Origin of the sequence: Arthrobacter sp. ov407, from assembly GCF_900102895.1 — a bacterium.
Lineage (GTDB): Bacteria > Actinomycetota > Actinomycetes > Actinomycetales > Micrococcaceae > Arthrobacter.
In genome coordinates this window covers 13,412-35,057 of sequence record NZ_FNGD01000017.1, presented here as the reverse complement: position 1 = coordinate 35,057, position 21,646 = coordinate 13,412, and the positions used below count along the sequence as shown (strand labels likewise).

The following is a 21,646-nucleotide window of genomic DNA, read 5'->3' as shown; positions in this document are numbered from 1 at the left end:
GGCGGACGGCGGACTAGGTCGCCGCGGCCGACCGGCGTCGCAGTTCCGACACGACTTCGTCGACCGGCCCGTCCAGGACCACGTTGCCGTGCTCGAGGAGGACTCCCCGCTCGCAGACGGTGGATACCAGATCGAGGTCATGGCTCACAACAAAGAGCGTCTTCCCTGCTTCCGCCAACTCCTTGATCTTCGCGATGCACTTGCGCTGGAACGGTTCGTCACCGACCGCAAGGATTTCGTCGATCAGGAAGATTTCCGGGTCTGTATGCACCGCAATCGAAAAGGCGAGGCGCAGGTACATTCCCGAGGAGTAGAACTTCACCTCGGTGTCGATGAATTCGCCGATTTCGGCGAATTCAACGATCGAGTCGAACATTTCGTTGATCTGCTTTTCCGACATCCCAAGGATGGCACCGTTCAGGTAAACGTTGTCCCGGCCGCTGAGGTCGTGGTGGAAGCCTGCGCCTACCTCGATCAGGCCGGCGACCCTCCCCCGCGTACGGACGGTGCCGGCGTCGGGCTGCAGCACGCCGGAGATGAGCTTGAGAAGCGTCGATTTGCCCGAGCCGTTGAGGCCAAGCAGTGCCACCGTCTCACCCTGGTGGACGTCCAGGGAGACGTCCCGCAGCGCGTCGAAGACCTTGTACATGTCGCCCTTGCGCCCGCGGACAAACCAGACCAGCGCTTCCTTCAGGGATCTGGTGTGCCGCAGCACGAACTTCTTGCGTACGTCCCTGCACGTTATCGCCAGCATTTTTTCCTGCATGACTTTCACAGCTCCTGGGCAAAACGGACGGAAAGTTTGCGGAAGACCAGCTGGCCGACAAACAGGATCACCAGCGAGATGCCGAGCGCCACCGGCGCCCAGACCGAGGCGAGCCCGTTCATGACCGGAGCCGCCGCTATCTGGTCGGCGTTCAGCGTCGGGTACCAGAAGCCCCAGTGGAAGATCTCCACCGCGACGGTCATCGGGTTCAGCTGGTACAGGAAGAAGTACGGGCCGAGGGCCTGCTCCACCATGGTCCAGGTGTACAGGACCGGCGAGGCCCAGGTCACGATCATTAGGATCATGTCGACGATGTTTTCGGAGTCCCGGAAGTAGACGTTGGCGGCTCCGAACAGGAGTCCCAATCCGGTGGCCAGCACGCCGACGATGATGAAGGCAAGGACCACGGCCGCGAGCTGCAGGATGCTCGGGGCCCAGCCCGCCATCAGGCAGGCGCCGATGAGCACCAGCGTCTGGGGCAGGAAGTGGATAGCCGATACCAGGAGCGTCGAGACCGGAAACAATTCACGCGGCAGGTAGATCTTCCGGATCAGGTCCCGGTTGTCGACGATCGAACGCGTCGAATTGCCGAGGACCTCGACGAAGAAATTCACCAGGATGATTCCGGAGAAAAGATAGATCGCGTAGTTCGGGGTGCTGCCCTGAAGGTTCAGGAAGATGCCCAGCGCCACAAAGTAGACAAGGAACTGCATCAGCGGCTTCACATAGGACCACAGCAGTCCGAGGACCGATCCACGGTAGCGGACCTTGATTTCCTTGCGTACCAGGAGCTTAAGCAGGAACCAGTCGCGGAACACGTCCCGCAGCCCTCCCCCTTCGCCGGGGGTGGACAGCGGGGAAACCACTGTTCCGCCACCGGATGGAGTGGCGGTCATATCTTCGCCTCTCCCCTCTCGTGATCCTTGACCGCGACGGCCGCGAAGGTTTCCCGCCAGGCCTCCTGGCCGGTGAAGGCGGGCAGCGCGTCTTTGTACCGGCGGGCGTTGTTGTCCCACTCGGCCATCAGCTTCATATGCAGCCGGACCGTGCGGAGGAGCATGCTTCCGAACTGCTTCCGGTCACGCTTGTACCAGGATGCGCCGCTGCCGTCCGATGAAGAAACGAGGGCGGAGTCGAGTGCCGCGAGCCTCCACCAGCGGGCCTCCACTGCCGGGACCGCCACTTGGGGGTTGGACATTGCGTCCTCGCGAACGGGACGCAGCTGGCGCAGCAGCCCGGTAGCGGCCCGGACCAGCGATTCAACCACGTAGTTCGGTTCGTGGTCCGCATCCACTTCGCCGGAGCTGAGGACTCTGGGGAACGAGTGCAGGTCCGCGGTGATTCGGGCGTCGGCGAAATCGGCGCGGGTTTTTCGCACCCAGTCGAGCCTGTCCGCGATCGTGGAGTGTAGGTGGTCGGGTCCGCTGAGCACGTCCTCGAGCGCCTTGAGCCGGACTTCCACAGCCGAATACTGCATCGAGATCAGATGCCTGACATCCACCGCGATGCTTTCGAACGGCATCCGGCCGCCCTTTTTCCGCGGCGAGTGGCTCAGCGCGGCCACCCACCGGTTGCGCTGGTGGTAGTAGGCCTGCCAGTCGATGGTGTCGTCTTTTTCGCTCCAGGGCATGTGCCACACGGCAGCGCCGGGCAGGGTCACCGTGGTGATGCCGTGCTCCTTGGCGCGGATCCCGTATTCGGCGTCATCCCACTTGATGAAGACCGGGAGGGCGTAGCCGACCTCGCGGACGATCGAGGTGGGGATCATGCACATCCACCAGCCGTTGTAGTCAACGTCGATCCGGCGGTGCATCCAGGGCGTGGTGCGCAGGTTGCTGGCGCCGAAGTCGTGTGCCTCTTTGGTGTTCACGGCGGGACGCCAGAAGTACCGTTCGTCGTCCACCTGCTCGCCGTAGGTGTGCAGCACCGAGCGCTCGTACAGGTTGAACATGTGTCCGCCCACGATGGTGGGAGTCCTCGTGAAATCCGCGAAGTTGACGGCGCGCAGGATGCCTTCGGTTTCGATGCTGACATCGTCATCAAGCAGCATGACGTACTTGCTGCGCCCGTCATTCAAGGTCTCGTCCATTCCGCGCGAGAAGCCGCCGGAACCGCCGATGTTGCCCTGCTCGATGACCTTGAGTCGGTCACCAAGCACGGCCGCCTGCTCCTCGAACTGCGGCTGGGCCCTGACCTTGTCAGTCCCCTGGTCCACCAGGATGAAGCGGTCTAGGATCTTGACGACGTCGGCGTCCCCGGCGAGCGTTCCGATGTGGCGCAGCGCGTAGTCTGGCCGATTGAAGGTGGTCACGGCGATGGAAAGCGTGCCGGGCACGAATCCTTCGGGCTCCCGGACGGACCACCCTGCACTCCTGAGGTTTACCGGGGTGCCGTGGGCCACGAGATCGAACCAGTACCAGCCGCCGTCGACGAACGACTTCAGCGGCAGGTCGAAGGTGACTTCGCCGCCTTGCGAGGCGTGGGTGCTTTCCACCCGGTTCGCCGTGCCGCGGGGGCTGGAGCGGTACACAATGACCGTTGCTTCGGCGTCGACGTCGACTGTCAGCCGCACCGTCTCCACCGCGGTATGGTTCCGCCAGTAGCTGGCGGGGAAAGCGTTGAAGTAGGTTCCCAGCGAGACCCGCCGGAACGCCGGCAGCGACATGCTGTTGCGGCCGGTGATGAAGCCGGAGTGCTGGTGCGAGGTGGCCGGAACGGTCGGCGGCGCCGAAATGCGGCCGCGGCGGAGTGCGCGCTTGGACAGTTGCACCACGCGCTGGACCGGGTTGAAATCGACGTACAGCGGAAGGACGTCCGTGTCGCCGTCGACCGGCAGCACGACGCGGTGGACAGTCCGGAAGGCGCGCTGCTGTTCAGCCCGGGTCGATGCGTCCACGGCTACGCTCATGCGTCCACTCCTCCGCTTTCAATCTTGGCGCCGGCCTCGAAGTGCGGGCGGATCTTGTTGTCGAACATGGTCAGGGCCGAACCGATGGCCATGTGCATGTCCAGGTACTTGTAGGTGCCGAGGCGCCCGCCGAAGAGCACGTCCCGCTCGGCGGCCGCGAGGTCGCGGTACTTGAGCAGGCGGTCGCGGTCGGCGGGGGTGTTGATCGGGTAGTAGGGCTCGTCGCCCTTCTCCGCGGCACGGGAGAACTCGCGCATGACGACGGTCTTCTCCGTCTGGTAGTCGCGCTCCGGGTGGAAGTGGCGCGGCTCGATAATCCGGGTGTACGCGACGTCTTCGTCGTTGTAGTTCACCACCGACGTCCCCTGGAAGTCCCCGACGTCGAGCACCTCTTCTTCGAAGTCGATGGTGCGCCAGGACAGATCGCCTTCGGCGTAGTCGAAGTAGCGGTCGACGGGTCCGGTGTAAACGACCGGGATGTTGCCGACTACCTTGCCCTTGCTGTACTCGTGGGACTCATCGAAGAAGTCCGTGTTGAGCCGGACCTCGATGTTGGGGTGTTCGGCCATCTTCTCGATCCACGCGGTGTAGCCGTTGGTCGGAAGGCCCTCGTACTTGTCATTGAAGTACCGGTTGTCGTAGTTGTAACGCACCGGAAGGCGGGAGATGATGCCCGCGGGCAGGTCCTTCGGATCCGTCTGCCACTGCTTGCCTGTGTAGTGCTTGATGAACGCCTCGTAGAGCGGGCGGCCGATCAGCTGGATGCCCTTGTCGTTCAGGTTCTGCGGATCGGTGCCGGCCAGTTCGCCGGCCTGTTCCTTGATCAGTTCCTGCGCCTGCCCGGGGGTGAGGTTGGCCCGGAAGAACTGGTTGATCGTGGCCAGGTTGATGGGCAGGGAGTAGACCTCGCCCTTGTGCACGCCGTAGACCTTGTGGACGTAGTTCGTGAACGTCGTGAAGCGGTTCACGTACTCCCACACGCGGTCGTTGGACGTGTGGAAGAGGTGGGCACCGTAGCGGTGGACCTCAATCCCGGTCTGCTCTTCCTTTTCGCTGTAGGCGTTGCCGCCAATGTGGTGCCGGCGGTCGATGACGACTACCTTCAAGCCCAGCTCAGTGGCGGCCTGTTCTGCGATTGTCAGGCCGAAAAAGCCCGACCCTACGATGACGAGGTCAGCGGTCACAAACTCTCCTGGTTCGAATGCGGGCAGCGCAATGTTGTGCATTGTCTGCTGGTCTAGCCTACCTGAGACGCGGCGGGTACCCGCGAATCGCGGCTCGCCCACGACCCGACGCCACCCCCAGGCACCGGCCCGGCAGCCACGCCTGGCGGGGGTTTCCGCCTCGCTCCGAAGCGTTGTCCACATGGCTCAATTTCCCGGGCGAAGCCGGGCCGAGGCCTCCCTATGGTGGAAACCGGACCGCCACGGAGGAAAGGATGCCACGGATGATTTTCCACTGCACTCTCGTACCCAGCACCCTGGTACCCAGCACCCTCATGCAGAGCACCCCCATATCAGGTTCGAGGCCGGACGGGCAGCTCATTGAGCTGTCCGTCGAGGTCCCCGAACCGTGCCCGGGCGCGGACCTGGAGGCCGCCATCGCCCGGCGCTACGGGACCGGTGGGCTGTCGGTCCGGGGAGTTCCGCTCGCCGCCATGACCGTTGGCGTGCCTCCCCTGGTCCCTGGTGCTGTGCTGGTTGACGGTGCTGTGCTGGTTGCCGGTGCTGGGCGAGTTAACGGGGCGGTCGCAACATCCCGCTCCGGGCCCGGCCAGCCGGAGACTGCCACGTTGCTGCTCGCCGTGGACAGCGGCCCCGGCGCGGGCATGCTTGTCGCGTTGCGGAGGGGGCGGTTGCGGATCGGACGCAGCGGTGCCGAGATCGTGATCCCGGATGCAGCGCTTTCCCGGCAGCACGCGCGTCTGGTCGTCTCGGACTCGGATGTCAGGATCGTGGACCTCGGCAGCGCGAACGGAACCAGCGTCGACGGCCGGAAAGTGCGAATGGCCCCGCTGACCACGGCGTCCTCGATCCGCTGCGGCGACTCCATCATCTCGCTCCGGCTCGGGCCGCCGTCGGCGCCTCATGCTGCCGCGGATTCCGTGACGACGTTTGCCGGCGCCAGCGTTGCCACGCCGCTGGTTGTCCGCGGCACCGCCGCCCCAAGCCACCGAGCCGCCGTGGCGGTGGCCGCGGTGCTGCCGCTCCTGATCGGGATCGGCTTGGCACTTCTCACCGGCATGTGGATGTTCCTGGCCTTTACCGCAATCTCTGCGGTGTCCGCCCTCGTCCCGTTCCTTTCGGGCCGCCGCCAGCGCCGCGAGCTCAAGGCCGCTGTGGCGGAGGCCGCCCTGCAGGACAGGGAACGACGCCGGCAGGCCGCTCCTTCCGTGGCGGACCTGGCCATCGGTTGCGCGGCCGGGGCGCCCCCGGCGGCCCGTGCACCCCACGGGGAAACGCCGGAGATCTGCCTGCGGCTCGGGCTGGCGGACCAGGCGGCGAATATCCGGCTGGAACCACCCCACTCCGGCTTCCGGCCGCCGTCGCTCGGCCAGGTGCCCCTGACTTTGGACCCGGCGCCGTCGGTGGTGACCATCCACGGCTCCGCGGCCGCCGTGGCCGGGCTGATGCGCTCGTTCATCCTGCAACTGGCCGCCTATCCCCTCGGCGGCAGCACCCGCCTGCTGCTGCATGGCCCGGCGGATACGGTGCCGTTGCCAGCGCGCTTCCTGCCCGGCGTCACGTTGTCCGCACATGACGCCACCACCGCGGCCCTGCTGGTTGCCCGTCCCGGCGGTCCGGGCAGGTCCGGCGAGCCGGGCGAGGGATTCGACCGCGGCGTCCTCATCCTCTGGGACACTCCCGGGCAGTCAGGGGCCGCGCCCGGGCCGGACACCACCGGTGCAGGGCCGACGTTCCGGACTCTGGCCGCGGCACACGGGTGGAGGGTGATCGAGTGCTCGCCGGAGCAGGGTCCCGCAGAACACCCCGGCATTGTCCTTGGCCGGCGCGGCGCGCTCGTCATCGCCGGGGCTCCGCCCTTGGACTTCGTCCCGGATCTGGTCCCGGCCGTGGTCTTTGACCGCTTTTGCCGGGGTTTCAATGCCACACTGCACACTCCGATGGCTCCCCCGCCGGCCATTCCACAGCACTGCAGCCTGGCGGACGTCCTTCCCCTCGCGGCGCCGGACATCTCCCGGCGCTGGTCCCGGACCGGCGCGGAGGCCGGACTGGGTACAGCAGTCGGCACAGGGAGCCTGGGGACCCTGGAGATCGATCTGAAGACGGACGGTCCGCACTTCCTGGTCGCAGGGACCACCGGTTCCGGGAAATCGGAGTTCTTGCGGACTCTTGCCGCCGGCCTCGCAGCCAGCCATCCGCCGGACCGGATCAACCTGCTCTTCATAGACTTCAAGGGCGGCTCGGGTTTGGGCCCGCTGACCGGGCTCCCGCACTGCGTCGGCATGCTGACGGATCTGGGCGCTGCGCAGGTGGAGCGTACGCTCGTTTCCTTGCGGGCCGAGGTCCGGCGGAGGGAGGAACTGCTCGCCCGGGTGAATGCCCCTGATCTCGCGGCCTACGAGTCCTCGCCGGCGGCCGGACCGCCCGTCCCGTATCTGGTCATCGTCGTTGACGAGTTCAGGATCCTTGTGGACGAAGCGCCGGCTGCTCTCTCCGAGCTCATGCGGATTGCCGCGATCGGCCGGTCACTGGGGATCCATCTCGTCATGGCCACGCAGCGCCCGCAGGGAGCCCTGAACGCCGATATCCGGGCCAACGTCACCACCTGCATCGCCCTCCGGGTCCAGTCCGGCCCGGAATCGTTTGACATCATGGGGTCCGGGCTCGCGGCCGCCATCCCCATCGCACGTCCGGGGCGGGCGTTCCTGATCCGCGGCGCACAGCCCCCGGAGGAGTTCCAGACGGCCACCCTCACGCCACGGACCGCCGCACGGACAGACGGAATAGTCACGGTGCGCACGGTCTCGGACGATATGACGCGGCCGCCGACAATAGCCACTCTTCGGGCCGAGGGCTCCCCCAACCGTGAACCTCACAGCGGCGGCGCGGCCCTGACTCCGGCACAGGGGGCGGCCCCGCTCATCGACGCCATTGTGCGCCTGTGGCAGGAACTCGGCGGCCGGCCGCCCCGCCAACCGGTGGCAGATCCCCTGCCGGCCCTGCTGCCCCATCCGGGTTCCGGGCACACCGACCGGGACACGGTCCGGCTCGGGCGGGTGGATCTGCCGGAACTCCAACGCGTCGCGGAGTTGGGTTGGAGTCCTGCCCGGCACGGGCATCTGGGCCTTGTCGGCGCTGAGGCCGGGGCCGGCGATGCCGCCTTGGCCCTCGCTGTCCATCAGCTCCTGGCCGGCAGCGTGGAGTCGCACCTCTACATACTCGACGCCGCCGGTGCATTCAGCGCGGCCGCGGCGGCGCCCCGGGTCGGCGCGGTGGCAGGCCCGCATGAAGTGCGCCGGGCCGCCAGGGTGCTGCGGCGCGTCGCCGAAGAAGTCACATCACGGCTCAGTGCGCCCGCGGCCCGGTCGCGGCCCCGGCTGGTCCTGGTGCTCAGCGGCTGGGGCGCCTGGGTTTCGGCATTCCGTTCCGGGCCGCTGGCATGGGCTGAAGACCTGGTTCAAGACATTGTGCGTGACGGTTCCCGGGCGGGGATTACGGTCATCGTCTCTGGCGAGCGTGAGCTCGTGACCGCGAGGTTTTTCGCTGGCCTGCCCAACCGGATCTTTTTTCCCGCAGGCTCTACCGACGAGGGCCGCCTTGCGTGGCCGCGGCTTCCGGCGTTGGAGCCCGTTCCCGGCCGCGTGGCCGTGTTCGGCGCCTTTGTGCCGGCAACTTTGGCGACCGGGCACGCGGCCCAACTGTTCGAACCAACGGCCGTCGGGGGGCGGCACCCCGCGGGTGGAGCCGTCTCGATGAGGCCCTTCCGGGTGGAGGCGCTACCTGTGTTGGTGACCGTGGACGAGGTGCTGGCCCAATGCGGCAACCCCGGACCGGGGCAAGGGATTCCGCCACGCGCTGCCTTGCTCGCAGTCATGCCTGCCGCCGCGCACTTCCCTGTCCCGGCGGCCGCATTGCTCCTCGGGGTCGGCGGAGACGAACTCCGGCCGCACGAGATTCGGTTGCCGGCCGGTGGCGTCCTCGCGGTCCTCGGCGGCCCTGGTTCCGGCAAAAGCACGCTGCTGGCCGCGCTCCCGGGAATGAACCCGACCCGCACTTGGCTCGCGCCGCGGCCGGGGGCTGATGCCGGCCAGTACTGGTCCGGGCTCTACGCCAGTGCGCTCGCGGGCACCCTGGACCGGACAGCGATTGCGCTCGCAGATGACGCTGACCTGCTGGCACACGAAGCCAACAGCGCCCTGGCGGACCTGAACACTCTTGGCTGGAGGGTTATCCTCACTGCGGGCTTTGGCCTGGCCTTTGGGCAACGGGTGGATCTGGCCGCCACCGCGCGCAGCCAGGGACGGGCGGTCCTGATTCGCCCACGGGGGCTCATGGACGGCGAGCCATTCGGGGTCCGGTTCGAAACGGAGAACAGTCCTCCCCCGGGACGCGCCGTCGTCATTTCCGACGGCCGTGCGACTCCGGTCCAGCTCGCTGCCCCCAGTTCTCCTGTTCAGCGTTCTCCTGCTCAGCTCTCCCCCGGGCAGCACGCCGCCCGGGACGGCCCGTTACAGGGCGGGCGGGGCTCCGGCTGCCCGTGAGGCGAACGCTATGACCCGCTTGTCGAAGAGGAGCACGATCGCGGTCACGGCGGGGATCAGCATGGCCAGTCCGGCCACGGGATAGCCGCCTGTCAGGGTCGGGAAGCCGATGGTCAGAACGAAGAGCTGGGCCACCAGGGCACCGGCCCGCGGCCAACGGAAACCTCGGAGCAGGAAGCGTGCCACGGCAAAGAGCCATGCGGAGAACGCCAGCAGCAGGCACAGCGTGAAGACGGCGCCCCAGAAGGAGAGCACCGGCGCCCCGGTCAGGAGCTGGGTGCCGTACCAGCCGGCGGCCACGAGCAGCGCCGCGGCCTCCAGCGCGACGACGACGGCGATGACAGCAATTCCTTTTGGTCGCACCGTGCCTGCGGCCGCGGCTCCGGCAGGGGTTCCGTCCGGATTCCGGAGCGAATTTTCGCCGGAATGCTCGCCGGCCCTGTCGCGGCCAATTTCTCCGGGATATTCACCGGGGCTCTCGTCGTGATTTTCACCGGGTTCTTCACGGGCGTCATCATTGGGGTCACGGGGGTCTTCAGGGTTCACAGGGGGCCTTGACACACTGGCACACTACCGGACATAGTCGTCTAGATGTGAGGACGCCGCCACTGAATGTGATGCATCGCTCACGGTCTCGAGGCATCTCGACCTCTATTACCCCTTGTTTACACAGCGTTAACATGACACGCTTAATCCAGATGACCGAGGGGGCCCCAAATGGGCCCTTTTCTTATGAAGCCTCTAGTGAATAATTTCACAAAGGCATTTAACGAGTTCCCAGGAATGGAGTGACTGATCAGCATGGATTGGCGTAACCGCGCAGCCTGCCTTGACAAGGACCCGGAGCTGTTCTTCCCCGTTGGAAACACGGGCCCTGCCCTCCTGCAGATCGAGGAAGCGAAAAGTGTTTGCCGGCGCTGCCCGGTTGTGGACACCTGCCTGCAATGGGCTTTGGAGTCCGGCCAGGACGCCGGGGTATGGGGTGGCATGAGCGAGGACGAGCGCCGCGCCCTGAAGCGCCGCGCCGCACGGGCACGGCGCGCTTCCTGATTCCGCTGCCCAAACACTGACAGCTACAGTGCCGGCAGCCACCGCACGGCCCTGCAGCAATGGCCGCGGACCCACAGGTCCGCGGCCATTGCCTGTTTAAGCCGCCGGGCGCATTAGCCGCCCGGGCCGCCGGGCGCACCAGGCAGTGATAACTGGCCAGTCAAACCGACGCATCAGCACTGCATGAGACGTCAGCGCGTCGCGAGGCTCAGGACAATCTGGACGGCGGTTCCCCCGCCGTCCCTCGCCTGCCAGTGGATGGTGCCGCCAAGTTCACTCATGACCAGCGTTCGGACAATCTGCAGGCCAAGGCCCTCGACATACGGAGTGTCCGGCAGCCCGACGCCGTCGTCCTCCACCTTCACGGTGAGAAGTTCATCCCCGTCCTCGGTCTCCGACCGGTCGGCGAGCAGCCAGACAGTACCGGTACGCCCCTCCAGCCCGTGCTCGACGGCGTTCGTGACCAGTTCGTTGATGACGAGGGCCAACGGGGTGGCGAAGTCGCTCGGCAGTTCCCCGAAGAGGCCCGAACGCTGCGTCTTGACCTGCTGCGAGGGCGAGGCAACCTCGGCCGAGAGGCGGAACTGGCGGCCGATGAGTTCGTCAAAATCAACGCTCTGGGTCAGGCCCTGCGACAGCGTCTCATGCACCAGGGCAATGGTCGCCACCCGCCGCATGGCCTGCTCGAGCCCCTGCTTGGCCTCGTCGCTGACCATGCGCCGTGACTGCATCCGCAAAAGGGCCGCGACGGTCTGCAGGTTGTTCTTCACCCGGTGATGGATCTCGCGGATGGTGGCGTCCTTGGTGACCAGCTCCATCTCCCGGCGACGCAGCTCCGAGACGTCCCGGCACAGGACCAAGGCGCCGAACCGCTGCTGCTCGTCGCGCAGCGGGATCGCGCGCAACGAAAGACTCACTCCGCGTGACTCGATTTCACTGCGCCACGGCATGCGGCCCGTGACGACGAGCGGCAGGGTTTCATCGACCATGCGCCGGTCCCTCAGGAGCCCGGCCGTCACCTCGGCGAGGGACCGGCCCTCAAGGGACTCGCCGTCGCCGAGGCGGCGGAACGCGGAGACCCCGTTGGGGCTGGCGTACTGCACGATCCCCTCGGCGTCGAGCCTGATCAGGCCGTCACCCACACGCGGAGCGCCGCGGCGCGAGCCTGTCGGCGACGCGAAGTCCGGCCACAGCCCCAGGGTTCCCATGCGCAGCAGATCGTAGGCGCATTGCCGGTAGGTGAGCTCGAGCCGGGAGGGCATCCGTGAACTGGAGAGGTCCATGTGGGAGGTCACGATCGCCAAGGTGCGGCCGTTGCGGACCATCGGGACCGCCTCGACCCGCAGCGCCATATCGCTGCTCCAGTTGGTCTCGTTGGAGCGCTCGATCGCGCGGCTCTCCCACGCTTTGTCCACCAGCGGCTGCAGGTCCGACCTGATCCCCTCCCCCACGAAGTCGGCGTGGAACACCGTGTGCGTGGTGGAGGGGCGGACGTGGGCGAGTGCCACGTATCCGAGCTCAGGATGCGGAAACCACAGGGCGAGGTCGGCGAACGCGAGGTCGGCGACCATCTGCCAGTCGCCGACCAGGAGGTGCAGCCATTCGGCGTCCCCCGGGCCAAAATCAGCATGTTCCCTGATTGGGTCCGTAAAGATTGCCACAGCACCTCCATTTGCGACACCAGGGACAGCAGCCCTTAGCGTCGGACGATTGACCTCAAGAGCCTCAATGCTACCGACAGTGAGGCCATGTCATCGGCCTCGAGCGCATTGACCTCGTCAAACATGGACTTCGCCCGGCCCAGCTGCTCCGCATTCTGGCCCTCCCAGGCCAGAAGCCGCTCTTCCGCCGGAGTCCCGGCCGGAGTGCACTCCAGCACCGCCGTCGTCATGTCCGAGACGGTGGAGTAGAGGTCATCGCGCAGGGCCGCACGGGCCAGTGCCTGCCAACGGTCCTCCCTCGGCAGCTTGGTGATGCGTTCGAGGAGGGAATCTGCATGGAAGCGGTCGAAGACCGTGTAGTAGACGTGGGCAATATCGGCCACGGATTCCTTGCTGACATGGACGATCTTGGCGATATCCAGGAGCACGAAGCTCTCGAAAAGTTCCGCCCAGCGGTGCGCCAGGTCTTCGGGAAGGTCCCAGCTGCGCGCCTTCTCCAGCCATTCGGCCACTCGGGCGCGGTCGTCGCCCCGAAGGTAGTCCAGCAGCCGGGCCCGCATGGGATCCATCAGCGGCTTGAATTCGGCCACGATTTCGGCGATGGGACGGGACGCGGAGCCCTGGCCGAGGAGCCACCGGACGGCGCGGTCCAGCAGCCGCCGGATGTCCAGGTGGACGGTGCTCCAGTGTTCGGTCGGGAACGAGGCCGGCAGTTCGTTGAGCTCCTTGACCATGATGTCCAGCTCGTAGACCTCGCGGAGGGCCACGAACGCCTTGGCGACGGCCGCTTCCGTGGCCGAGGTTTCCTCAATGGCGCGGAACGCGAACGTGATACCGCCGAGGTTGATCATGTCGTTGGCAACCACGGTCGCGATGATCTCGCGGCGCAGCGGGTGGGTGTCCAGTTCGGCGTCGAACCTCTCCCGCAACTGCTCCGGGAAGTAGGACCGCAGCGTCGTGCGGAACCACGGGTCATCGGCGAGGTCGCTGTCGCGCAGCGCGGTGGCAAGTTCGATCTTGGCGTAGGCGGCCAGAACCGAAAGCTCCGGGGAGGTCAGCCCCTGGCCCTGTTCCAGGCGTTCGCGCAGCGTGTCCGTGGTGGGCAACGCCTCCAGGTCCCGCTTGAGGTCCGCCGACTTTTCCAGCCAGTCCATGAGCCGTTCGTAGCTGGGGCTCCATTCGGAGACCCGCATCCGGTCGTTGAGGAGCAGGATGTTCTGGTCGATGTTGTCCTCGAGCACCAGCCGGCCGACCTCGTCGGTCATCGAGGCCAGGAAGTCCGCACGTTCGGCGGGCTCAAGCTTGCCCGCCGCGACCATCCGGTCCACGAAGATCTTGATGTTGACCTCGTGGTCCGAGCAGTCCACACCGGCCGAGTTGTCGATCGCATCCGTGTTGAGGATGACGCCCTGCAGCGCGGCCTCGATGCGTCCGCGCTGGGTCATCCCCAGGTTTCCGCCTTCACCGACAACCTTGACCCGCAGTTCGCGGCCGTCCACGCGGATGGCGTCGTTGGCCTTGTCGCCAACCTCGGCATTCGTTTCGGTGCTGGCCTTGACGTAAGTGCCGATGCCGCCGTTGTAGAGCAGGTCCGCCGGGGCGAGGAGGATGGCGCGCAGGAGGTCCGGCGGACTCAGCTCCGTGGTGCCCTCCGGGAGGCCGAGGGCGGTCCGGACCTGTGCGGACACGGGGATCGACTTGGCCTGCCGGGCAAAGACGCCGCCGCCTTCACTGATGAGCGACTTGTTGTAGTCATCCCAGGAGGACCGGGGCAGCTCGAAGAGCCGCTGGCGCTCCGCGTAGGAAGTTGCCTCGTCCGGGGTGGGGTCGAGGAAGATGTGCCGGTGGTCGAAGGCGGCCAGCAGTCGGATGTGCTTGGAGAGCAGCATGCCGTTGCCGAACACGTCGCCCGACATGTCGCCGACGCCCACCACGGTGAAGGGCTCCGCCTGGGTGTCCAGGTCCAGCTCGCTGAAGTGGCGCTTGACCGATTCCCAGGCGCCGCGGGCGGTGATGCCCATGGCCTTGTGGTCGTAGCCGACGGAGCCGCCGGAGGCGAAGGCGTCGCCGAGCCAGAAGCCGTATTCGCCGGCCAGCCCGTTGGCGATGTCGGAGAAGGACGCCGTGCCCTTGTCGGCCGCGACCACGAGGTAGGAGTCGTCGTAGTCATGGCGGACGACGTCGGCCGGCGGCCTGACGGTTTCGCCCTCGGCCGTCACGATCAGGTTGTCCGTGATGTCCAGGAGCCCGCGGATGAACGTCTTGTAGCTCTCGACGCCCTCGGCCATCCAGGCGCTGCGGTCGGCCGCGGGGTCCGGGAGCTGCTTGGCGTAGAAGCCGCCCTTGGCGCCCGTCGGGACGATGACGGCGTTTTTGACGGTCTGCGCCTTAACCAGGCCCAGGATTTCGGTGCGGAAGTCCTCGCGCCGGTCCGACCAGCGCAGGCCGCCGCGGGCCACCTTGCCGAAGCGCAGGTGCACGCCCTCGACGCGGGGCGAGTAGACCCAGATCTCGAACATGGGCCGCGGGAACGGCAGGCCCCCGATGAGGGACGGATCCAGTTTGAAGCTCAGGTGGGGCTTGTTCTGGTAGTAGTTCGTCCGGAGCGTGGCCACGATCAGGTTCTTGAACGTGCGCAGCACACGGTCGGCGTCGAGGGTCGCGACCTCCTCGATCGCTGCATCCAGTCCGGCGAGGACCTCGACCTCCCTGAGCACGCGCTCGGCGTCGCTGAGCGCGGGGTCAAAGCGTGCCGCGAACAGGGCGCTGAGTCCCCGCGTGACATCCGCGTTCGCCAGCAGGGTGTCGGCCAGGAATCCGAAGGAGTTGGTGTTGCCCATTTGCCGCATGTACTTGGCGTAAGCGCGCAGTACGACCACCTGGCGCCAGTGCATGCCCTCCCGCAGCACCAGCCGGTCGAAGCTGTCGGACTCCACGAGGCCGGTCACGGCTGCGCCGAAGGACTCGCCCAGCAGCTGGCCGGTGGCCTGGGGATCCACGCCGGCGGGGTACTTGAGGCCGAGGTCGTAGAGGAAGAAGTCGCGGTGATCCGCGGTCTCGATCTCGAACGGGCGTTCGTCCAGGACCTCGAGGCCGAGGTTATGGAAGTACGGCAGGATCTGGCTCAGGCTCTTCGGCTCCAGCATGTAGAGCTTGACGCGGGCGTCCTCTTCCAGCGTGGCTCCGGCGCCGTCGGGCAGATACACGTGAACGCCGGGCTGCTCCTTGACGGCCTCGCCGGCCCGTTCGGCCGCGGCACCGTACTCTTCGAAGCGGTCAATGTCCTGCAGCGCGTCTTCGATCTCGTAGTCCACCCGGTAGCCGGCTGGGAATGCTTCCGCCCAGACGGCTGCCAGTTCCTTGGCGCCGTCCTCCCTGAGACCGGGGCCCCTGCTGTCGCCGCGGGCGTGCAGGACTTCGGATATGCCTTCGCTCCACGAGCGGGCGGCCCGGACCAGGCGCTTCTCCAGCTCGTCGCTGTTGACGTTGCTGACGTCGGCGTCCTTTGGCAGCCGGATCCGGAAGAAGAGGCGGGCCAGAGCGGACTCTGTCATGCGCGCCTCGTAGTCGATGGACACGGCGTTGAAGGTCTCCCGCAGTTCTTGCTCAATGCGCAGGCGGACGTTGGTGGTGTAGCGGTCGCGCGGCAGGTAGACGACGGCGGACATGAACCGGCCATAGATGTCCGGGCGCAGGAAGAGCCTCGTCCGGCGGCGTTCCTGCAGCCTCTGGATGCCGGTGGCGATGGCGGCGAGGTCTGGGATTTCGATCTGGAAGAGCTCATCGCGCGGGTAGGTCTCGAGGATGCCCAGCAGGTCCTTGCCCGAGTGCGAGTCCGGCGGGAAGCCGGCGTCGTGGAGGACAGCGGCCACTTTTTCCCGGACCACGGGGATATCACGGACGGATCCGGCGTAGGCGGTGGTGGCGAAGAGGCCGATGAAGCGGCGTTCCCCGTTGACGTTGCCGGCGGCGTCGAAGCTCTTGACGCCGATGTAGTCCAGGTACGCCGAGCGGTGCACGGTGGAGCGCGAGTTCGCCTTCGTGATCACGAGGGCGCGCTTCTCGCGTGCCTTCTTCCTGCCGGCCTCGGTGAGGTGCTGGACCTGGCGGCTGTCCGAGCCGGCGCGGAGCAGGCCGAGGCCGCTTTCCTCGCGCAGCTCCAGCACATCCTCGCCGGACACGTTCACGAGGTCGTATTCGCGGTACCCCAGGAAAGTGAAGTTTCCGTCATCGAGCCAGCGGAGCAGGTCCTGGGCCTGGCGCAGCTCGGCAATCTGGGCCCGGTTGGCCACCCTGTCCAAATCCGCGGAGATCTCAAGGGCCTTCGTGCGCATCTTCTGCCAGTCTTCGACGGCGGCGCGGACGTCGCCGAGCACCCGGGTGATTCCCTTGACCAGTTCCGCGCGCTTGTCCTCGCCCACGAGATCGATTTCGACAGCGATCCAGGATTCCATGTGCGAGGCGTTGTCACCCTCGGCGATCAGGTGGGAGAGGTTCGGCATGGCCGCCGTGTCACCGCTGGAGATGCCCAGGTGGGAGGGTACGCGTGCCACCTTGACCAGGTCGCCGGTCTCGCGGTTGCGGGTCACCACGAAAAGCGGGTGCAGTACGAGGTGGATGGGTGCGTTCTGGCGGACCAGTTCGGCGTTGACGGAGTCCACGAGGAACGGCATGTCATCGGTGACGATGTACAGGACGCTGCAGTCGGCTTCGTCACGGAGGGCGATGTTCGCGATGCCTGGCATCCGCGTCGCCGCGATCTGGCCGTGGGTATCGGCCCTTGCCGTCAGGACTTCCTGGGGATAGGCCCGGAAATCCTCCTCCGCGAGGTGCTCGTAGTAATCACCGAGGTAGCCTTCGCTACTACCGATCGAAACGGGCTGATCCTCCACGCTGGACCCAGACGACATCGAAACGCCTCCATAAAAGAAGTTCACAGCCGCCTCTTTGCGGCCCTTATGTTGACCCTAACGCTTTGCCCGGCGCTCTGCTGTGGAAGAAAAGACAAAGGATTTCTTGTTTCGCTGGGCAGGTGCACAAACCAATGCGGCGACCGCCCGCCGCAGCTCAGATTCGGGGGCGGATTCGAGCAAAAGTGCCCCGGACAGCAGGGCGTCGTCGCAGGCCGCGGGGTCGGATGGCAGGAACGCCGTCAACGGCGCCGAGGGGCCGTACCGCTCCCACGCAGCCCGGAGTTGGCGTTCGGGCGAGCGCCCGACGGCGGAGGTCCTGACTTTGTTCATGACCACTTGGGGCGCTGCCTGCGGGACAGCCGCCTGAAGCTCGGCAAGGCCGCGGACAAGTCTCGGCACGCCGATGGAGTCGGCCGCCCCGACGGCCAAGACCGTGTCGGCCAACTCCAGGCTCCTCAGGGTCGCGGCGTTGCGGCGCGGCGCGCCGCTGTCAAAGCCCAGCTCGCCATCGGCTTCGAGGCAGAAGCCGGTGTCCACCACCGTGACATCCGCGATCTCCCGGGCCCGCTCCAGCACCAGTGTGAGCGCCGCGGCGCGCAGTTCCGTCCAGCGGTCCGCCCGCGTGATCCCGGTGAGTACACGAAACGTCCCGGCCTTGGTCGCCACCGTCGTGGCGATCCTGAGCAGGGCATCGGCGTCGAGCACGCCCTGGTCTGCCAGCCGGCAGGCCTGGGCCAGCCCGGCAGCCTCGTCCAGCAGACCCAGGAGGGCGGCCACGCTGGCCCCGTAACTGTCGGCGTCGACCAGGAGCACCGATTGCCCTTCCGCGGCCAACTCCCCCGCAATGTTGGCGGCCACCAGGGTCCGGCCCGGCGCGCCGGCCGGGCCCCAGACCGCAATGATCCGGCCCTTCGCGGCAGTGCCTGGGGTGACTGCGTGCACCCCGGACGACCGCGGAACCTGCCCAACGGCCGTGACGGCGACGGAGGAGGCGTCCTCGGACGCAGCGGGCCCCGGCCGGTGTCCGGGGCCACTGAGCTGCGCAACCGCTGCGGAAATCCGCGCCGCAAGGTCAGCGGCATCAGCAGAGGGGGCTTCCGCTGCCACGCCAATGGTCCGCAGGCGGGCCGCTTCTTCCGGATTGTCAGTCAGGGCGATGACGACGACGCCGACGGCGGCCAGCCGGTCCACCAGCGAGGCCGTCAGCTCTTCGCTGCCCGACGCGATCACAGCGGCGCGGGCCAGCCCGCTCTGGCAGGCGGCCAGCAGTTCCGCTAGCTCGCCGCACCGCCGGACAACGGACACAGGTCCGTGCAGACGCTCCAGGCCACCCACCAGGTCGTCGCGGGAGTCCCCCACAGTCACCACGGGAATGCTCATCGCGCCGTACCGCCCGGATTCCACACGACGGCGATCTTTGCCTTGTTGGCCTGGGCTCCCAGCAGCTTCGGCATCTGGGCGTCCGGGACCAGAACCATGACCACCATCGACCGGGACGACCCCAGGGCCGTACTGCCCGAGGTGATCTGCGCAATTTCGGCGCCGGAGAGGAGCAGCTTGGGCTCGCTGAAGCCGTTGCGGGTATCCGGCAAGGCCACCCAGACGTCCACGCGGGAGCCCGCGACGGCCTGCGCGGGAAGGTTTTCCTCGACGGTGACGGCGACAGGCTTGCGGTCCAGCCCATCGAGCTGGCCGACACTCTCGCGGGGCAGCAGCTGGTCCTTGCCGATCCTCTGCACGGCCACGAGGCCCGCATCCAGGCCGGACTCCGGGGTCAGGTAGTGCTGTTCCACCTCGCCGAGCCGTACCTTGACCCGGTGCAGCTTGTCGACGGTCAGCGTCTCGCCGACGGCGATCGGCTCCCGCGCCGCGTAGGCTTCGGTGGTCTGGTCCGCGGCGCCGACCAGCGAGACCACGCCCACCACGGATGCCAGGACCAGCAGGATTCCGACGAGGAGCCGGGGGTCTTTCCAGGACGGCTTTTTCAAACGGGCCCCTTCGGCTGCCGCGCTTCCACTCATGCGTCCGCTCCCCCTGTCGTCGCCGCCCATTCCCGGGATGCCGGGCACCCCCATTGTTGCGCCCGTTCCGCCCGGGTGGAAGATCCAGGGCCAAACAGGCGCAAACTGTGGATAACCGCACCAGTAGGCATCAACGGTGGCAAAATGGACTCATGCCCCGATTCCTGACTCTCGCTGACGTTGCCGAGCAGCTCCAGATCAACTCTCCGGCCGCCTACGCGCTCGTTCGCAGCGGCGAGCTCAAGGCGATCCAGGTGGGCGGCCGCGGCCAGTGGCGTGTCGAGGAGAAGATGCTCGAGCAGTACATCCAGGAACGCTACGCCGAGGCCAGCCGCATGATCGAAGAGGCCAAGTCGAAGTCTGCCGGAAGTTGAACTTGGCGTTCTGACTAGCCGCCCGCGGCACCAACGGATCTGACGCTCGCCAGGGCGCCGAAAGGAATGGCCACCACCTGCCGGGCGTTCGCCGGACGCCGGTCTTCGCCCTCCCGCGTCAAGGCCAGATCCAGGAAATCCCGGCCGACCGTGTCAATGACGCCGTGGAGAGCGGCCTCTGCCCGCCCGTGCGAGAGAAATATGGTCACCCGCGCCCGTTTGCTGGCGAGTCCCCGGAGGGCGCTGCCCAAACCGAGCCGCCGGCGCACGGTTGACGGTTCGGAAACCGCCACCCGCGAAAGACCCCCATACTGTGCGGCCGCGGCATAGGGAATCAACACCTGGTGTTGGGGCTCATCAAGGACCAGGGCTTCGCTGCCCGCATGGCTCAGCACCCCCTCGAACACCGGCCCTGAAAACAGGTGCACGCGGATGCTGAGCCCAAGGGACCCGCGGAGCCTGTCCGCGAGCTCCACGCCCGCAGAGTCCACCAGTGCACGCTCCGCTATTTCAGCCTCAAAATCCAGCCGCTGGCGCGCCGCCAGCTGCGCCTCCATGTCGTCAAACAGGGCGTCCCACCGCATGGCGCCAGCGTAGGCTCGCCTCCCGCCCCGGTCAATCCACAGGCACGGACAAGCCATAGGCGCCGCTCAATCCACAGGCGCCGAACTGCATCTAGACAAACTGGTGCGTACAGGCCCAGACTCGATTCAAGAGCCTCAAACATCATCAAGTGACATCAAACAGCATCAAACAGCATCAAACAGCATTTGGATCGAATGGAGGAAGCAGCCATGGACCGGACAGCAGCGCCGCAACCCGGGACCCGGCCCTCGCCCTTGTCCCCGCCCAGGCAGACGGTTCGGGCCGACGCGGCCATGGCCACTGCCATCCTGCTGCTCGGGATCTTCCTCGCGGCTACCGGAGGCTTCCTCGTCCAGCGCTGGCAGTCAGGCTCGGCCCGCCGGCAGTCACTTTCCTTCGAGGACCAGCTGGGCATCGTGGCAAATACCGCCGGGCTGATCGTCATCACCTGGTGGGTGATGTCCCTGGCCATCGCCGTCGCGGCAGCGCTGCTTGACCGTCTTGGCAGGACCCGCGCGGCGGCTGCCACGGGCCGGTTCAGCCCGGCGTTCATGCGACGCCTCGTTCTCGCCGCCGTCGGCCTGCAGCTGCTGACAGCGCCGCTGGCCACCGCGGCGACTGCGCCTGACGGACCCGGTCCGGGCCTGCCCGGCCAGGCAGCGGTGTCGGCATCGTGGACACCGCAACCCGGGCAGGCCCCGGCGCCGGGGCCGCAAGATCCGGCCGCCGGATCCGCAGTGGATCCGCGCTGGAAGCCAGCGAGTCCGATCGTGGATGCCGGCCCCCTGGCCGCACGCCACGCACGCGCGCAGGACACCCCCGGCGCCCGCAGGGAGGTCACGGTCCGGTCCGGTGATTCGCTGTGGAGTATTGCGGCGGCGGCGCTGGGGCCGCTCGCGTCCGACGCCGACATCGCCAGAGAGTGGCCCCGGCTGTATGCGCGGAACCGCGAGGCTATCGGACCCAACCCGCACTTCCTGCGGCCCGGACAAGTCCTCGTCCTCCCGCCGCCAAATTAAGGACCCGCCCCTACCCCGACAAGCATCAGCCATCAGTCATCAGCCATCAGCGATCAGCAAAGGAACCGTCATGAACGCAGTCACCGGGATCCGCTCAGCCGCGGCGACCCCAGCCCCGCATGTCCCCGCTCTCCGGGTTGTGTCCGGCACGGCGGCGCCAGCCATGCCCGCCGCTGCGGCCCCGCCGCCGCTGCGTGTTGTTGACGAAGCCGGCGAGATTTGTACGATTTCACGCAACACCGTGCAGGCGGCCATCGAAGTGCTGGCTGGTACGCGGCCCGCGCAGCAGCTCTCCCGCCGCCTGGACCCCCGCTGCCTGGCGGCCCTGCAGCACCGTGCGGCACTGACCCGCCGCGTTGCCTCCGGCAGCTCGCCGACGGCCGGCCGGCTGCACCGCAACCCGTCCGTCCGGTCCGTCCGGGCCTGCCGCGTATCGGATGACGTCTACGAGGCCAGCGCGGTGGTGGTCGAGGAATCACGGGTCCGCGCGGTCGCCCTGCGGCTGGAGCGCGGCACATCGGCCTGGCGCGTCACCGTGCTGGAGATCGGCTGAACGGCCGGGGCCGCCGGCAGAAGCAGGCAGAAAAGGGCAGAAACAGGCGCCGGCAGAAGCAGGCAGGAGCC

General features: G+C 67.2%; 15 protein-coding genes. 5 read left to right on the top strand and 10 right to left on the bottom strand.

All coding sequences use genetic code 11. The features are described from left to right. Positions 1-13: 13 nt before the first annotated feature. Genes BLS42_RS18165 through glf form a run of 4 tightly spaced genes read right to left on the bottom strand, consistent with a single transcriptional unit; the run spans position 14 to position 4,858 of the window. On the bottom strand, positions 14-766 hold the full coding sequence (locus BLS42_RS18165; protein WP_256336557.1) for an ABC transporter ATP-binding protein: 753 nt from the start codon (positions 764-766) through the stop codon (positions 14-16). Positions 767-771: 5 nt separating this feature from the next. Further along, positions 772-1,662 (bottom strand): ABC transporter permease, encoded by an 891-nt coding sequence (locus tag BLS42_RS18160; RefSeq protein WP_090583679.1) that lies wholly within the window; start codon positions 1,660-1,662, stop codon positions 772-774. Beyond that, positions 1,659-3,674, bottom strand: coding sequence for a glycosyltransferase (locus BLS42_RS18155; RefSeq protein WP_090583677.1), 2,016 nt, complete (start codon positions 3,672-3,674; stop codon positions 1,659-1,661). The genes BLS42_RS18160 and BLS42_RS18155 overlap by 4 nt, the downstream gene beginning before the upstream one ends. Next, positions 3,671-4,858 carry a UDP-galactopyranose mutase gene (gene glf / locus BLS42_RS18150; RefSeq protein WP_090583675.1) on the bottom strand — a complete coding sequence of 396 codons (1,188 nt, stop codon included), beginning with the start codon at positions 4,856-4,858 and terminating at the stop codon, positions 3,671-3,673. Before glf ends, BLS42_RS18155 begins: the two co-directional genes overlap by 4 nt. 263 nt (positions 4,859-5,121) lie before the next feature. Between glf and BLS42_RS18145 the strand changes: the two genes are divergently transcribed. Continuing rightward, complete coding sequence (locus tag BLS42_RS18145) at positions 5,122-9,399, top strand: FtsK/SpoIIIE domain-containing protein (protein ID WP_176803530.1); 4,278 nt, start codon at positions 5,122-5,124, stop codon at positions 9,397-9,399. Here BLS42_RS18145 and BLS42_RS18140 read toward each other — a convergent pair. Further along, positions 9,367-9,945, bottom strand: coding sequence for a hypothetical protein (locus tag BLS42_RS18140; protein WP_371129615.1), 579 nt, complete (start codon positions 9,943-9,945; stop codon positions 9,367-9,369). The genes BLS42_RS18145 and BLS42_RS18140 overlap by 33 nt on opposite strands. 255 nt (positions 9,946-10,200) lie before the next feature. Here BLS42_RS18140 and BLS42_RS18135 point away from each other — a divergent pair, with 255 nt between their 5' ends. Then, a complete protein-coding gene (locus BLS42_RS18135; protein WP_003804966.1) occupies positions 10,201-10,449 on the top strand; it encodes a WhiB family transcriptional regulator in 249 nt (82 codons plus the stop codon). Between the two features lie 191 nt (positions 10,450-10,640). Here BLS42_RS18135 and BLS42_RS18130 read toward each other — a convergent pair whose 3' ends face one another. From BLS42_RS18130 to BLS42_RS18115, 4 genes are read right to left on the bottom strand one after another with little or no spacing between them, the layout of a single operon-like run. Continuing rightward, a complete protein-coding gene (locus tag BLS42_RS18130; protein WP_090583670.1) occupies positions 10,641-12,110 on the bottom strand; it encodes a sensor histidine kinase in 1,470 nt (489 codons plus the stop codon). Positions 12,111-12,145: 35 nt separating this feature from the next. Then, positions 12,146-17,020, bottom strand: coding sequence for an NAD-glutamate dehydrogenase (locus BLS42_RS18125; protein ID WP_090583668.1), 4,875 nt, complete (start codon positions 17,018-17,020; stop codon positions 12,146-12,148). Between the two features lie 57 nt (positions 17,021-17,077). After that, positions 17,078-18,403 (bottom strand): CpaE/TadZ family protein, encoded by a 1,326-nt coding sequence (locus BLS42_RS18120; protein WP_090583745.1) that lies wholly within the window; start codon positions 18,401-18,403, stop codon positions 17,078-17,080. Beyond that, entirely contained in the window at positions 18,400-19,044 is a 645-nt protein-coding gene (locus tag BLS42_RS18115; RefSeq protein WP_090583743.1) for a CpaB family protein, read from the bottom strand. The genes BLS42_RS18120 and BLS42_RS18115 overlap by 4 nt, the downstream gene beginning before the upstream one ends. A 152-nt stretch (positions 19,045-19,196) precedes the next feature. Here BLS42_RS18115 and BLS42_RS18110 point away from each other — a divergent pair, with 152 nt between their 5' ends. After that, a complete protein-coding gene (locus tag BLS42_RS18110; RefSeq protein WP_090583666.1) occupies positions 19,197-19,418 on the top strand; it encodes a helix-turn-helix domain-containing protein in 222 nt (73 codons plus the stop codon). A 14-nt stretch (positions 19,419-19,432) separates the two neighbouring features. On the opposite strand, the gene BLS42_RS18105 is transcribed toward BLS42_RS18110, so the two are convergent. After that, positions 19,433-20,002 (bottom strand): hypothetical protein, encoded by a 570-nt coding sequence (locus BLS42_RS18105; protein WP_090583742.1) that lies wholly within the window; start codon positions 20,000-20,002, stop codon positions 19,433-19,435. 210 nt (positions 20,003-20,212) lie between these two features. Here BLS42_RS18105 and BLS42_RS18100 point away from each other — a divergent pair, with 210 nt between their 5' ends. Next, positions 20,213-21,022: a LysM peptidoglycan-binding domain-containing protein gene (locus tag BLS42_RS18100; protein WP_176803528.1), complete on the top strand. Its 810-nt coding sequence runs from the start codon at positions 20,213-20,215 to the stop codon at positions 21,020-21,022. Positions 21,023-21,092: 70 nt separating this feature from the next. Next, a complete protein-coding gene (locus BLS42_RS18095; protein ID WP_090583662.1) occupies positions 21,093-21,575 on the top strand; it encodes an Rv3235 family protein in 483 nt (160 codons plus the stop codon). Positions 21,576-21,646 lie beyond the last annotated feature (71 nt).